Origin of the sequence: Nisaea sp. (genome assembly GCF_040217065.1) — a bacterium.
Lineage (GTDB): Bacteria > Pseudomonadota > Alphaproteobacteria > Thalassobaculales > Thalassobaculaceae > Nisaea.
Window position 1 is genome coordinate 323593 of the sequence record NZ_JAVJNX010000009.1, and the last position, 13401, is coordinate 336993.

12 protein-coding genes are annotated in these 13401 nt (G+C 62.0%); 5 read left to right on the forward strand and 7 right to left on the reverse strand.

Going from position 1 to position 13401, the window contains the following annotated elements:
* Nucleotides 1-868: 868 nt before the first annotated feature.
* Entirely contained in the window at nt 869-2014 is a 1146-nt protein-coding gene (locus RH950_RS13825) for a trans-sulfuration enzyme family protein (RefSeq protein WP_350057707.1), read from the reverse strand.
* A gap of 416 nt (nt 2015-2430) precedes the next feature.
* Between RH950_RS13825 and RH950_RS13830 the strand changes: the two genes are divergently transcribed.
* Nucleotides 2431-3330 (forward strand): LysR family transcriptional regulator, encoded by a 900-nt coding sequence (locus tag RH950_RS13830; RefSeq protein ID WP_350057709.1) that lies wholly within the window; start codon nt 2431-2433, stop codon nt 3328-3330.
* A 149-nt stretch (nt 3331-3479) separates the two neighbouring features.
* On the opposite strand, the gene RH950_RS13835 is transcribed toward RH950_RS13830, so the two are convergent.
* From RH950_RS13835 to gatC, 4 genes are all read right to left on the reverse strand, one after another.
* Entirely contained in the window at nt 3480-3950 is a 471-nt protein-coding gene (locus RH950_RS13835; protein WP_350057711.1) for a GlcG/HbpS family heme-binding protein, read from the reverse strand.
* Between the two features lie 157 nt (nt 3951-4107).
* A complete protein-coding gene (gene gatB, locus RH950_RS13840; RefSeq protein WP_350057713.1) occupies nt 4108-5574 on the reverse strand; it encodes an Asp-tRNA(Asn)/Glu-tRNA(Gln) amidotransferase subunit GatB in 1467 nt (488 codons plus the stop codon).
* Between the two features lies 1 nt (nt 5575).
* Nucleotides 5576-7060 (reverse strand): Asp-tRNA(Asn)/Glu-tRNA(Gln) amidotransferase subunit GatA, encoded by a 1485-nt coding sequence (gene gatA / locus RH950_RS13845; protein WP_350057715.1) that lies wholly within the window; start codon nt 7058-7060, stop codon nt 5576-5578.
* The gene (gene gatC, locus RH950_RS13850) at nt 7060-7347 is read right to left on the reverse strand and encodes an Asp-tRNA(Asn)/Glu-tRNA(Gln) amidotransferase subunit GatC (RefSeq protein WP_350057717.1); all 288 of its coding nucleotides are present in this window, start codon (nt 7345-7347) and stop codon (nt 7060-7062) included. Before gatC ends, gatA begins: the two co-directional genes overlap by 1 nt.
* Nucleotides 7348-7440: 93 nt before the next feature.
* Here gatC and ruvX point away from each other — a divergent pair, with 93 nt between their 5' ends.
* The 4 genes from ruvX (at nt 7441) to RH950_RS13870 (ending at nt 11315) form a co-directional block, all read left to right on the forward strand.
* Nucleotides 7441-7902 carry a Holliday junction resolvase RuvX gene (gene ruvX / locus RH950_RS13855; protein WP_350057719.1) on the forward strand — a complete coding sequence of 154 codons (462 nt, stop codon included), beginning with the start codon at nt 7441-7443 and terminating at the stop codon, nt 7900-7902.
* Nucleotides 7903-7945: 43 nt separating this feature from the next.
* Complete coding sequence (locus RH950_RS13860) at nt 7946-8899, forward strand: glycosyltransferase family 9 protein (protein ID WP_350057721.1); 954 nt, start codon at nt 7946-7948, stop codon at nt 8897-8899.
* A gap of 212 nt (nt 8900-9111) precedes the next feature.
* Nucleotides 9112-10014, forward strand: coding sequence for an amidohydrolase family protein (locus RH950_RS13865; RefSeq protein ID WP_350057723.1), 903 nt, complete (start codon nt 9112-9114; stop codon nt 10012-10014).
* 77 nt (nt 10015-10091) lie between these two features.
* Nucleotides 10092-11315, forward strand: a complete 1224-nt coding sequence (locus tag RH950_RS13870) for a LeuA family protein (protein WP_350057725.1) — start codon at nt 10092-10094, stop codon at nt 11313-11315.
* Between the two features lie 212 nt (nt 11316-11527).
* On the opposite strand, the gene RH950_RS13875 is transcribed toward RH950_RS13870, so the two are convergent.
* Together RH950_RS13875 and RH950_RS13880 are read right to left on the reverse strand one after the other, a co-directional pair.
* On the reverse strand, nt 11528-11980 hold the full coding sequence (locus RH950_RS13875; RefSeq protein ID WP_350057727.1) for a DsrE family protein: 453 nt from the start codon (nt 11978-11980) through the stop codon (nt 11528-11530).
* A gap of 240 nt (nt 11981-12220) precedes the next feature.
* A complete protein-coding gene (locus tag RH950_RS13880; RefSeq protein ID WP_350057729.1) occupies nt 12221-13324 on the reverse strand; it encodes a dimethylsulfoniopropionate demethylase in 1104 nt (367 codons plus the stop codon).
* Between the last annotated feature and the right edge of the window lie 77 nt (nt 13325-13401).

Consider the following 13401-nt stretch of genomic DNA (forward strand, 5'->3'; position numbering starts at 1 on the left):
ATCAGCTTACATAGGGCACTTCCCGATAGGCGACATCACAAGGTCCCGAGAAGTCGGCTACGAAATCCTTCTCGGGCGCCGGAAAGAGCGCCAGAGATGCCAGCATTGCTCCAGCCAGTAACCATGCGACCGTGAGATCCCGACGGGAAATACGCTTTGATCTGTAAAGACTGTTTCGCGACATCATGACCTCCTCGTGTTGAACACACTGAGTCGAGCGTCAACATGAGCTTCAAAATGCTGTCAGACTTCCTAATCACGCTCGACCTTCAAAGCTTTCACGTGAAAGCATCAGTCAAATAGAGGCACGCGGCTCTCAGGGCTCATTCCGCGCCAGATCGCATCTCCGCGTTTCTCTTTCCCGGACGTCGCCCGACCAGGCCGAACAGGGACGGACCGCCCCCGTTCGTCTCCGCCCCGACGCCGCGGCAGGCCTTGCACTCATGAAATCCTTTCTCACCCAACACCGCGTCTCCAGCGACGGCAGAACAGGAAAGACACGTCAACGTGGAAAGCGGGATATCAACGGAAAGTAATTGCATTTTCGACATTGAATCCGCCATGCAATTGATCATCGGATCGATGGAAGCCGGCAGCATGCCTCTTGACCGAGCTCAAATTGCCGACACCTAACCTTACGGAACCTTACGCGGAACCATTGGACCGGCTGAATTCAGGAAATGTAACCATTCTGTGCGCATTCCGTGATCTCTCTCCGCGCGGCCGCGACGGATGAGTTCCGGAGCACCAGTGATCTGTGGCCCTCAAGCATGTTGTCTATTTGACGTGAAACTGGAAGGCAGCTGGAGCGACCCACCCGGCCAGCCAAGCTTGAGGCTGGAATTAGCAGCCTCCTTTGAATTCACACCTAAAGCATATCGAGCGCCTGCTCCAGATCCTGGATCAGGTCGCCCAGGTCCTCGATGCCGATGGAGAAGCGCAGCAGGTCGGCCGGAACCGGTGTGCCCTTGCCCTCGATGGAGGCGCGGTGCTCGACCAGGCTCTCGACGCCGCCGAGCGAGGTGGCCCGATGGATCAGCGCCAGATTCGCGGCGGTCTTGATCGCGGCCTGTTCGCCTCCTTCGATCCGCAGGGACAGCATGCCGCCGAAACCGCCTTCCATTTGTTTCGCCGCGACATGGTGCGTGGCATGGGTCGGCAGCCCCGGATAGAGCACCGAAGCGACTTTGGGGTGGTTGTGGAAATGCTCCGCGATCGCCATGGCGTTCTCCGACGCCTTGCGGACCCGCAGATGCAGGGTGCGCATGCCGCGCAGCAGCAGCCAGGCCTCGAACGGCCCCATGACCATGCCATGATCGGTCCGGACCCGCCGGATGTCGGTCCACCACTGATCGGCCTTGGCCGCGATCAGGGCACCGCCGAGCACATCGCTGTGCCCGTTCAGATATTTCGTCGCCGAATGCATGACCAGATCCGCGCCATGCTCGATCGGCCGGGACAGCACCGGGCTGGCTGCTGTGGAATCGACGCAGAGACGAGCGCCGGCACCGTGGGCCAGCTGGGCGAACCAGGCGATGTCGAGGCAATCCCACAGCGGGTTGGCCGGGGTTTCGATCCAGACCAGCCTGGTCTTCCCCGGACGCACCAGGGCGGCAGCACTCTCCGGCTTGTTCACATCGAAGAAATCGATCTCGATGTTCCACTGCGCGGTGAAATCCAGCAGCCAGCTGCGCAGCGCCCAGTACATCACGGTCGGCGCCAGTACATGGTCTCCCGGCCGCAGGGTCATGAAGGGCGCAACCGCCGCAGACATGCCGGCGGAGAAGATCAGCGCGCCGGCGCCATTCTCCAGCCGCGCCAGCAGGTCTTCGGCGACATCGTAGGTCGGGTTTCCGCTGCGGGTATAGACGAAGCCCTTCGGATAAGAGTTGTCCGCATCACGTTCAAAGGTCGTCGACAGATGGATCGGCGGGGTCACCGCCCCCGTGGTCGCATCGACATGACCGAGGGCTTGCGCCGAGAGGGTTTCGGGCTTCAGGTCGTTATTGCGCATTACCGGCTCCGGCGTAGGGTTGCACCGTCGGCCCATCAGGGGCCGAACGTCACATGCCTCTATCACGAGGCGGGAAGAGTGGGAATTGCCCGGATTGTCGCGAGACAAATAAGGCTGCAGGGATTTCCGTGTCCGGAAATCGCTGCAGCCTCATAAAAAGCCAATCAGACTGTCCGGGTGGCCATCTGAGTCAGATGAACACCAGCTATCGGGTGGGTCTCCGATACGCGGCGATGAGGGGCACTGCCGCAGTACGTACAATCTGCCCGGCGGGGCAATTGAACAGGTCGATTGACGAGCACTGTCATTCTCAGAATACGGACCGAGCATGCAAACTGATAATTCTCTTTTAAAGCACCGTATTAGTTCCTATAACGAATTAATAATTCGCTATCACTCAGGGGAAACGCGCTGAAATGGACACTTTGACGGCGATGAAGGTTTTTTGCTCCGTGGTTGAGAACGATAGTCTCGCCGGCGCATCGCGAACCCTCAATGTCTCGCCCTCCGTGGTGAGCAAACAGCTCTCCGGACTTGAGGACCGGCTCGGCGTACGCCTGCTGAACCGGACGACGCGACGGGTCAGCCTGACCGAGGTCGGTTCCACCTACTACGAACGCTGCAAGCGAATCCTAGCCGATGTGGACGAAGCGGAGATCGCCGTCTCGCAGGCGCACTCCGCGCCACGCGGGTTGCTGAAGCTGACCGCACCGACGACTTTCGCGCACCGGCATGTCGCCCCGCACCTTCCGGAATTTCTTGACCGCTATCCCGAAGTCGAGGTGCAGCTGCTGGTGAATGATCGCGTGGTGGATCTCGTCGATGAGGGGATCGATCTCGCCATCCGGATCGCGCAACTGAAGGATTCCAGCCTGATTGCCCGCAAGCTGGCCGTGAACCACCGCATGATCGTGGCCAGCCCGGACTATGTGAAGAAATGGGGCCAGCCGGAAACGCCGGATCAGCTCAGCGATCACTCGCTGATCACCTATGCGCCGGGCAACCCGATCAACGACTGGCACTTCATGGTCGACAACCAGCAGAAGATCCTGCGGGCCAAGGGCACGCTGGCCATGAATAACGGCGACTCGGTGCTGCAGACCGTGCTGGCCGGCGGCGGCCTCGCCATGCTGGCGGCCTTCATGGCCGGTGAGCATGTGAAGACCGGGCAGCTGGTGACGTTGCTGGATGATTATGTCCGCGAGGACGTGCCGATCTACGCCGTCTATCCGAGCGGCCGGCATCTCTCGCCGAAGGTCCGGGCCTTCGTCGACTTCCTGGTCGATCTGTACAACCCGACGCCGTACTGGCTGTAATTAGCTCTCGCCGCCACAAAACAATACCGTCATCCCCACGCAAGTGGGGACCCAGGGAAAACAGTCTTTGATCTAAGATCCCTGGGTTCCCGCCTCCGCGGGAATGACGGTATTGATGTGTATATAGTTACAGATTAGTCAGTCGAGATTCAGCGCCAGCTCTCGTCCAGCTCGGCTGGCTCACTCGCATAGCCGGCTTTCTGGATGCCCTTGCAGGCACAGTATTCGTCTTTCTCCGACAGATCGCCGCTGACACCGACGGCGCCGATCACGGCCCCGTTCTCAAGAATGAGCGCACCGCCCGGGACCGCCGCGAACCGGCCATCGAAGGCAGAAGCCGCCGCAACCTGAAAACCGAGGCGCTCTTTCAGCCGGGCACCGAGATTGCGGGAGGATTCACCGAAGCCGAGGCCGCCCCAGGCTTTCGCCGTGGCGATTTCGACCCGGCCGATCCCGGAGCCGTCCTGGCGCTTCAGGCACACAACCTGGCCACCGGCATCAAGCACGACAACCGTCATCGGCATCATTTTTTCTGCACTCGCGATACGCAGCGCTTCGTCGGCGATAATTTCCGCCTTGGCGAGTGGCAATGCGACGTGGAGCGGAAAGTTCCCGGCCATAGTTAGTCCCCCTGAATCAAGGTCATCGGTGTAAATGCTGCACCGCTTATAACATCGCCCCGCCGCGCCACGATACGAAGCGGGCATCCGCATCGCGGAAACGAAAAAGGCGGCCGGAAACCCGCGCCGCCTTTTCCCTACAGAGAGATACCCGCAATCAGCCGGCGAGCTTCTTCTTCAAGAGTTCGTTCACCATGGCCGGATTGGCCTTGCCCTGGCTCTGCTTCATCACCTGGCCGACGAAGAAACCGAACAGCTTGTCCTTGCCGGAACGGTATTCCGCGACCTTCTCCGCCTGGGAGGCCATCACGCTGTCGATCAGTTCCTCGATCGCACCGGTGTCGGTGACCTGACGCAGGCCCTTTTCCTCAACGATGGTCGGCGCGTCCTTGCCGCTCTCGAACATCTCGGCGAAGACATCCTTGGCGATCCGGCCGGAGATCGTGTTGTCGGTGATCAGGTCGATCAGCCCGCCCAGCTTCGCCTCGTCGACCGGGGACTCGGACAGATCCTTGCCGGCCTTGTTCAGGTTGCCGAACAGCTCTGTGATCATCCAGTTCGCCGCCATCTTCGGATCGCGTCCGGCCGCCACCTTCTCGTAGAAGGCCGCCGTTTCCTGCTCCTCGACCAGAATGGCCGCGTCATACAGGCTGAGGCCGAAATCGGCCATGAAGCGGGCCTTCTTGGCGTCGGGCAGTTCCGGCAGCTTCGCCTTTTCCGCCGCGACGAACTCCTCGCTGAAGACCAGCGGCAGCAGGTCGGGATCCGGGAAGTAGCGATAATCGTGCGCCTCTTCCTTCGAGCGCATGGAGCGGGTCTCGCCCTTGTTGGCATCGAACAGGCGGGTTTCCTGATCGATGATGCCGCCCTCCTCGATGATCTCGATCTGGCGCCGCGCCTCGTACTCGATGGCCTGCTGCATGAAGCGGATCGAGTTGACGTTCTTGATCTCGCAGCGGGTGCCGAGCTCGTCCCCGGGCTTGCGCACGGAAACGTTCACGTCGGCCCGCATGGAGCCTTCCTGCATGTTGCCGTCGCAGGTGCCCAAATAGCGCAGGATGGACCGCAGCTTCTTCACATAGGCCGCCGCCTCTTCCGCCGAACGCATATCCGGGCGGGAGACGATCTCCATCAGCGCAACGCCGGAGCGGTTCAGGTCGATATAGCTCTTGGTCGGGCTCTGGTCGTGGATCGACTTGCCGGCATCCTGCTCCAGATGCAGCCGCTCGATCCCGATGGTCTTGGAGCGTCCGCCCGGCAGATCGACGGTGATAACGCCTTCGCCGACGATCGGCTGCTTGAACTGGCTGATCTGGTAGCCCTGCGGCAGGTCGGCGTAGAAATAGTTCTTCCGGTCGAACACGCTGAAGCGATTGATCGCGGCATTCAGCCCGAGGCCGGTGCGCACCGCCTGGCGGACGCATTCCTCGTTGATCACCGGCAGCATGCCCGGCATAGCGCTGTCGACCAGCGACACCTGGCTGTTCGGCTCGGAGCCGAACGTCGTCGACGCACCGGAGAACAGCTTCGACCTGGAGGTCACCTGGGCATGCACCTCGAGGCCGATGACGATCTCCCAGTCACCGGTATTGCCGGCGATCAGGTTGGATTTTTCCGCACTCATCTCACTTCCCTCCCGCGAGGAAGCCCGGCAGGGCATCGAAGCCCGCCGCCTGTTCCAGTACATGGCCGACCTTGAGGACGGTTTGCTCGTCGAACGCCTTGCCGAGGATCTGCAGGCCGAGCGGCAGGCCGTCGCCGGAAAGCCCGACCGGAACCGAAATACCCGGCAGGCCGGCCAGGCTGGCCGGAACGGTGAAGACGTCGTTCAAATACATCTTGATCGGATCGTCCTGGTTCTCGCCGATGGCAAAGGCCGCCGACGGCGCGGTCGGTGTCAGGATCGCATCGACCTGTTCGTAGGCGTCGTTGAAATCCTTCTGGATCAGCGCCCGGACCTTCTGTGCCTTCAGGTAATAGGCATCGTAATACCCGGCCGACAGCACATAGGTGCCGATCAGGATGCGGCGCTTCACCTCGTCGCCGAAACCCTCGGCCCGGGTGTTCTCGTACATCTCGCTCAGGCTGTCGCCATCGACCCGGAGACCGTAGCGCACGCCGTCATAGCGGGCCAGGTTGGACGAAGCCTCGGCCGGGGCGATGATGTAGTAGGTCGGCAGCGCGTATTTGGTGTGCGGCAGGGAGATATCGACGATCTCCGCCCCCGCATCCTTCAGCATCGCCGCGCCTTTCTGCCAGAGCGCATCGATTTCTTCCGGCATGCCGTCGACCCGGTATTCCTTCGGAATGCCGATCTTCATGCCGCGGATGTCGCCGGTCAGCGCCGCCTCGAAATCCGGAACGGCAAGGTCGGCCGAAGTGGAATCCTTCGGATCGTGCCCGGCCATTGCGCCCAGCATCAGGGCGGCGTCGGAGACGGTCCGGGTCAGCGGGCCGGCCTGATCCAGCGAAGAGGCAAAGGCGACAACGCCCCAGCGCGAGCAACGGCCATAGGTCGGCTTGATGCCGACAATACCGCAGAAGCTGGCGGGCTGGCGGATGGAGCCGCCGGTATCGGTGCCGGTCGCGGCAATGGCGAGACGGCCGGAAACGGCCGCTGCGGAGCCGCCGGACGAGCCGCCCGGCACGAATTTCTGGTTACCCCCGCCGGTACGGCGCCACGGGTTTTCGACCGGGCCGTAATGGCTGGTGATGTTGGCAGAGCCCATGGCGAACTCGTCGAGATTGAGTTTGCCGAGCATCACCCCGCCGGCATTCCAGAGATTCTGGCTCACCGTTGATTCATACTCCGGCTTGAAGCCGTCGAGGATATGGGACGCGGCCGAGGTCAGCACGCCCTGGGTGCAGAACAGGTCCTTGATGCCGATGGGCAGGCCCTCCATGGCCCCGCCTTCACCCTTGGCCAGCTTTTCGTCGGACGCCTTGGCCATCGCCCGGGCTTTGTCCGGCGTCTCGGTGATGAAGGCGTTCAGGCTCTTGCCCGCCTCCATGGCGCCGATATAGGCCTCGGTCAGCTCGACGGAGGAGGTCTTTTTCGCCTTCAGCGCGTCGCGCGCCTCGGTCAGGCTGAGAGAGAGAAGATCGCTCATTATTCGACCACCTTCGGAACCGCGTAATAGCCATGTGCCCGGTCCGGCGCGTTGGCCAGGACCCGCTCGGGATAGGCGCCGTCGGTGACTTCGTCCGCGCGCAACGGCAGGCCGTGCCCGGTGACGCTTGCCAGCGGCTCGACATTGTCCGTATTCACTTCGCTCAATTGCTCGACGAAGCCGAGAATGGTGTTCAGGTCCCCGACCATGGCGTCGAGTTGCGCGTCGTCGGTCTTGATCCGCGCGAGATGCGCGATTTTCGCGACAGTGGCTTTGTCAAGCGACATCGGATAAGGCTCTCCGTGATATTCGGAATTTCGCGGCAGCCCCTTACAGTAAGCAAAGAGCCGCAAAAACGGTGGCGAAGGTATCACCCGGACATGACATTCTGCAACCCTGCCGACCTGCCAGGATTGATGCGCCAGTTCACCTGTATTCTGGGGCTGGACGTCGGCTCCAAGACCATTGGCATCGCCATCTCCGACCCATTCCTAAGCGTGGCCTCGCCGATCACCACCATCCAGCGCCGGAAATTCACCAAGGATGCCGAGGAGCTGGCCCGGATCGTCGCCAAGCGCAATGTCGGCGCCTTCCTCATCGGCCTGCCCCTGAACATGGACGGCACTGAAGGCCCGCGCTGCCAGTCGACCCGCGATTTCGCCCGCGAGCTGATCCTGCGCATCGACCTGCCGGTCGCGTTTTTCGACGAGCGGATGAGCACAATGGCCGTCGAGCGGGCAATGATCGAGGCGGACATGACCCGCAAGAAGCGCGCAGAGCGGGTCGACCAGCTCGCCGCCGCCTATATCCTGCAGGGCGCGCTGGATTCGATGCCGAAATAAGCTGGCCTGGATACCGCGACAGGACAGAAACCAGAGAGACCCGATGTCGATATTGTTCATCACCTCCACACGGATCGGCGACGCGATCCTCTCGACCGGGATTCTCGCCTGGCTGCACGAAAAATATCCCGAGGACGGCATCACCATCGCCTGCGGCGGCCCGGCATCGAAGGTGTTCGGCGAGGTACCCAACCTGGAGGCGCTGCACATCATCAGGAAGCAGCGCCATCACGGGCATTGGTGGCAGCTCTGGCGGGCCATGGCACCCCGGAAGTGGCGCGTCGTCGTCGATCTGCGCCGCTCCGCCATGCCGTGGCTGCTGCTGGCCGGTAAACGCTACAGCGTCCCGAAGGACCGTACCGGGCGGCACCGGGTCGAGCTGAACGCCTCGATGTTCGGCGAGCCGTCGCTGGAACCAAAGGTCTGGACCGCGCCAGAGCACCGGGAGGCGGCGGAAAAGCTGCTTGCCGGGGCGCAGACCCCCGTCGCGCTCGCCGTCGGCGCCAACTGGGCCGGCAAGACTTGGCCCGCGGACCGTTTCGCGGCGCTGGCGGACCGCATCCGGCAGATGGAAGCCTTCGGTCGGGGCACGGAGATCGTGCTCGTCGGCGGCCCCGACGAGCGGGAAGCCGGGGCGACGCTGCTACAAAACCAGGGCGCAGGACCGGTAATCGACGCCTTCGGGCTGGACGTTCTCTCGACCCACGAGCTGCTGAAAAAATGCCGCCTGATGGTGGCCAACGATTCGGCCATGATGCATCTCGCAGCCGCCTCCGGCATCCCGACCGTCGGCCTGTTCGGCCCGACCAAGGATCAGCATTACCGGCCCTGGGGTGACAACGGTTTTGTCGTTCGCACCCCGGACAGCGCCGATACCCTGATGGCCCGGCTGCGCAGCGATCCTGCATCGGTGACGCATCTGATGGACGGTATCGCGGTTGATGACGTCATAGCCAAAATCGGGGAACTTGAGACCGCGGGGCTGTTCAAACACTGACAGGAAACCCCGCGTGCGGCTGAAGCGGCAGACCTTGGTCGATTCCGGACGTGAAACCTGGCGAAGCGCAAGACCCGCACCTTCTTGATCAGCTCCCGAACAAAAGAGCCCCTGCCCGGGCACGAACAGGTGGACCAGACGAACGCGGCGTATACTCTTGAAGCAACACCGGCCGGACATCGCCGGCACGGATCGCCCGAGAGGAGAATGCTGTGAGCCGCCTTTCATCCACCATACTTGCCATCGGACTGGCCATTGGGCTCATCTCCCTGCTCGGCCCCGCACCGGCGCGCGCGCATGACAAGAAGCCGATCGGAGACGCCGTTAACGAGCTGCCGCTCTTCGATGCGCACATGCATTACAAGGAGCCCGCATGGCGGCAGTTCCCCGTCGAGAGCATCGTCGAGCTGATGGACCGGAACGGTGTTGCCATGGCGCTCGTCTCCTCGACGCCCGACGAGGGCACCATCATGCTGTGGGAATATGCCCCCAACCGGATTGTCCCGGAGTTGCGCCCCTATCACGGCACTGCAGGCTCGTCGAACTGGTCCAAGTCATCGGGCATGGGCGATTATCTGGCAGAGCGCCTGGAAACCTACCCCCATGAAGGGATCGGGGAATTTCACATACACAGGCTGGACATATCCGACGAGCCGTTCTTCCGCACCGTGATCGGCCTGGCGAAAGCCAGGGACATATACCTTCATGTCCATTCCGACTCAGCCCCCATCAAGTGGCTTTATAGCCTCGACCCGGATGTCAAAATCATATGGGCCCATGCCGGTCTCGGCGAGTCTGCCGCCGGTGTCTTCGCATTGATGGAGGAATTCCCGGAACTGGTTGCAGACACATCCCTCAAGGAGCACGCCATTCTCGGATATGACGGGCAGCTCGACCCGGAATGGGAAAAGATCATCTTCGCCTTCCAGGACCGGCTGATGGTGGGCAGCGACACCTGGATCAATGGCCAATGGGAGAACTATACATCCATCATGGACTCAAACAGGGCCTGGCTCGCCAGACTGCCCGAGGATGTGGCGCGGAAGATCGCCTACCAGAATGCGGAGCGGCTGTTCGGGCGGGAGATCTCGATGGAACAGATCGGGACGCGGTAGCCGCCATTGTTCAAAATGTGCCGCAAACGCTGCCGAAACAGGCCAGGAAGACCTGAGAGTAAAAAGGAGGGATGTTCATGTCGAACGAGCGAGATAATACTGAGGGTGAACCCTGGAACGGTCCCCGCTGGGCCACCAGCCGGCATAATTTCGATCCGGCGATCGCCGTACCGCCCCGCCCGGTCGAACTGCACGACCTGACACTCCGCGACGGCGAGGAATCGGCCGATCTCGCGTTCACCACGGCGGACAAGGTGCAAATCGCCGAGGCCCTGGCCCGGCTCGGCATCAAGCGCACCGAAATTTTCCTGACGGTTCCGGGCTGGCAGGAAGTCATTCGCGAAATCATGCGCCGGGATCTCGGCATGGATTTCTGGGTCACCTGGCAGCCGGGACGGGTCGAGAAGGCGCTTGAGCTCGGCGTGCGGCATGTCATGGTCTGGTACCATATCGGCGACGAGATGCAGCGCCACGTCTTCAAGACCAGCCGCGAGGCGCAGTTCGCAAAGATGATCGGGGAGGTCCGCGCGGCCCGGGCGGCGGGCTGTGTCGTGAACCTGTTCATGCCGGAGACCACCCGCGCCGATCTGGAGCACATCACGCGCGCCGCCAAGGCCGCTGAGGCGGAAGGCGCGAGCTACGTCACCGTTGTCGACAGCCAGGGCATCGCCCGGCCCGCCGCGATCCGCTTCCTGGTCAGCCATCTGAAGGAACAGACGGGCCTGAAAGTCGAAGTGCATTGCCACAACGATTTCGGCCTGGCCGTCGCCAACGTGCTTGGCGGCTACGAGGGCGGCGCCGATGTGCTTCAGGTCTCGATCAACGGGATCGGCTATCGGGCCGGAAACGCCGCCATGGAGTCCGTCGCGTCGGCGCTAAAGATGATCTACGGCGCCGAGACGGGCCTGCAGCTGGACCGGCTGCCGGAGGTGTGCCAGCTCGTCGAGCGCATCAGCGGCCTGCCGATCGACTATTACAAGCCGATCGTCGGTAAAGGCGCGTTCCGGTACGAGCAATGGCGCGCCATCACTGCGTTCACCGCGGCGGACGAACGCCGCTTCGCCTTCCCGTTCGAGCCGGAAGTCGTCGGCCGGACCGCAGAGCTGGTCATCGGGAAGTGGAGTGATTCCGGCGCCGTCCTCCAGAAACTGGCGGAATACGGCCTGAAGGCGACACCCGAGCAGGTCGGCCGCATCCTCACCCGCAGCCAGCGCGCCGGCGCCTCCCGGCACCGGCCGCTCGCCGATAGCGAGTTCCTGGTCATCGCAGAGCAGGAAGGTGCGGCTGACGCCGAAACCTGAAGCGCTTGGTACGTCACGCGGATGATCGCGTACCGGAATGGGGAGCGGCTGTTCGGGCGGAAGGTTTCGACGGAGCTGGTTGGGAAGAAAGGGAGGAGGATTGGGGGACACACGGAGGATTGGGGGACACACGACTCCATTCCTGCGCACGGTTTACCTCAAAACCGGTGTCAGAATTGAGTCGCGCGCCCCCTGAATTGGCGGAATTCAGATCAAGGCTTGATGTAGGTATAACCCTGCTGCTGAAGATGGGACAGTTCGGCCACGCCGCTCGGAACGATGTCGTCTTCGAAGACTTCGAAGAGATCGTTCTCGTAACTGATCTTTCTGCCCTTCAGGGTGTTGTTGCAGACATGAAACGAGACCTGCTGCGCTCTCAGGCTGGTGACACCGCTCTGCACCTGCTGGTTCGAGGCCGCGCTTTTCAGCAGACCGACACCGTTGCCATGCAGGACCACCTTGATCTCCATGTTCTCCGCGCCGACCGCGTTGATGTGGTTCTGGATGTTGCGCATGGCGCCGCGGTATTTCTTGTCCGCATCGCCACCATCGTAATTGATGTGATATACGACCTTCTGCTTGCCATACCGTTGATTTGCGTCCGCCGGTGTCGCGAGAATGACCGCGAGGCTGAGAACCGACAGAATAAGAGCAAAAGCACGCATTGTTACCTCCCAACATTTTGGCGCCACCGTCCAAAGTCGAGGGTCGGCAGCAGCCGATTTTTCCGATCCGCATGAATGGGACCGGCTCAAATCATCATATTCGAATTTTTCGATGCGTTAAATCACGATATCCGGAATGACCACATTCCCGAGCCGTCTGAAGACGGGAAGTATCTCGTGCCGCCCCTTATTTCGCCTTGGTGAACGAAGAAGTATGTCGGCTTAATTCCCCGCCCCTGCTCAATTCCAGAATCCGTCCTGAACCGCCGCGTCTCGTAACCCCTCCGGGGTTTCGACCGTCACCGCCGTTCCCGGATCCCAGTGGGTCACTTTTACCATTCCGATCGCAACGTTGGTCTTGAAATCGGGGGACCAGACCGCTGACGAAACCCGGCCCACGCGCTTGCCCTTCACCAGGATCGGCCAGTGACGATCGCATGCCGGCACGGGCGGGCCGTCGATGGCGATGGCGCGCACCTGTTTCACCGGCCCCTCGCTGGCGACCCTGAGGAGCGCGTCCCGGCCGATACAGCCGATCGCTGACTCGGTATTGCAGAAACGGCCGAGACCGCATTCATGGGGCGTGTTGTCGTCGGTCATGTCATTGCCGTAGGACAGCAGGCCGCTCTCGATCCGTTCGATCTGGTTCGGACATCCGGCCCGGACATCCATCGACTTGCCGGCTTCCATAAGCGCATGCCAGAGCGGCATGCCGATATCGCTGCCATCGACATAGATCTCGAAACCGCCCTGTTTCGAATAGCCGGAGCGGGCAATCACCAGGTCCCGGCCGTGGAAACTGAAGAGACTGAACCGGAAAAACCGGAGAGACCGGATATGCTCTCCGAAAATCGCGCACATCAGGTCCTCCGCCTTCGGCCCCTGCACGGCAAGCGGCGAGATGTCGGGCTCGTCCACCAGGACATCCAGCCGGTAGCCATAGGCGATGCCCTTGACCCAGTAGAGCAAATCGCTGTCGGCTATGGAGATCCACCAGCGGTCCTCCGCCAGCTTCACCGCGACCGGGTCGTTCAGCATGCCGCCGGTCTCGTCGACGATGGGCACGTAGTAGCATTGTCCGGGGAGCATCCGCGTCAGGCTGCGCGGGGTCAGCATCTGGACGAGCTTGCCGGCATCCGGGCCGCGGATCTCGACCTGACGCTCGCAGGCGACGTCCCATACCTGCACGGCCTGTTTCAGATGACGATAGTCCTCCTCCAGGGAGTGAAAGACCGTCGGCAGCAGCATGTGATTGTAGACGGTGTAGGCCTTCACGCCGGCGGCCTCAACTCCATCGCTGAACGGGGTGCGCCTGAGACGGCGCGAAAGCGAGATTTGCTTCATGGGTGCTTCCTCGGACTCCTTGACGCAATCGCGCCCTCCTCCCTGGTGCCGGGCAACAGATGAACGGCTCTTTTGGC

Bases quoted from the DNA above. Each gene is read 5' to 3' on its own strand.
- RH950_RS13825 (WP_350057707.1), bottom strand. From the start codon at position 2,014: ATGCGCAATAACGACCTGAAGCCCGAAACCCTCTCGGCGCAAGCCCTC.
- RH950_RS13830 (WP_350057709.1), top strand. From the start codon at position 2,431: ATGGACACTTTGACGGCGATGAAGGTTTTTTGCTCCGTGGTTGAGAAC.
- RH950_RS13835 (WP_350057711.1), bottom strand. From the start codon at position 3,950: ATGGCCGGGAACTTTCCGCTCCACGTCGCATTGCCACTCGCCAAGGCG.
- gatB (WP_350057713.1), bottom strand. From the start codon at position 5,574: ATGAGTGCGGAAAAATCCAACCTGATCGCCGGCAATACCGGTGACTGG.
- gatA (WP_350057715.1), bottom strand. From the start codon at position 7,060: ATGAGCGATCTTCTCTCTCTCAGCCTGACCGAGGCGCGCGACGCGCTG.
- gatC (WP_350057717.1), bottom strand. From the start codon at position 7,347: ATGTCGCTTGACAAAGCCACTGTCGCGAAAATCGCGCATCTCGCGCGG.
- ruvX (WP_350057719.1), top strand. From the start codon at position 7,441: ATGACATTCTGCAACCCTGCCGACCTGCCAGGATTGATGCGCCAGTTC.
- RH950_RS13860 (WP_350057721.1), top strand. From the start codon at position 7,946: ATGTCGATATTGTTCATCACCTCCACACGGATCGGCGACGCGATCCTC.
- RH950_RS13870 (WP_350057725.1), top strand. From the start codon at position 10,092: ATGTCGAACGAGCGAGATAATACTGAGGGTGAACCCTGGAACGGTCCC.
- RH950_RS13875 (WP_350057727.1), bottom strand. From the start codon at position 11,980: ATGCGTGCTTTTGCTCTTATTCTGTCGGTTCTCAGCCTCGCGGTCATT.
- RH950_RS13880 (WP_350057729.1), bottom strand. From the start codon at position 13,324: ATGAAGCAAATCTCGCTTTCGCGCCGTCTCAGGCGCACCCCGTTCAGC.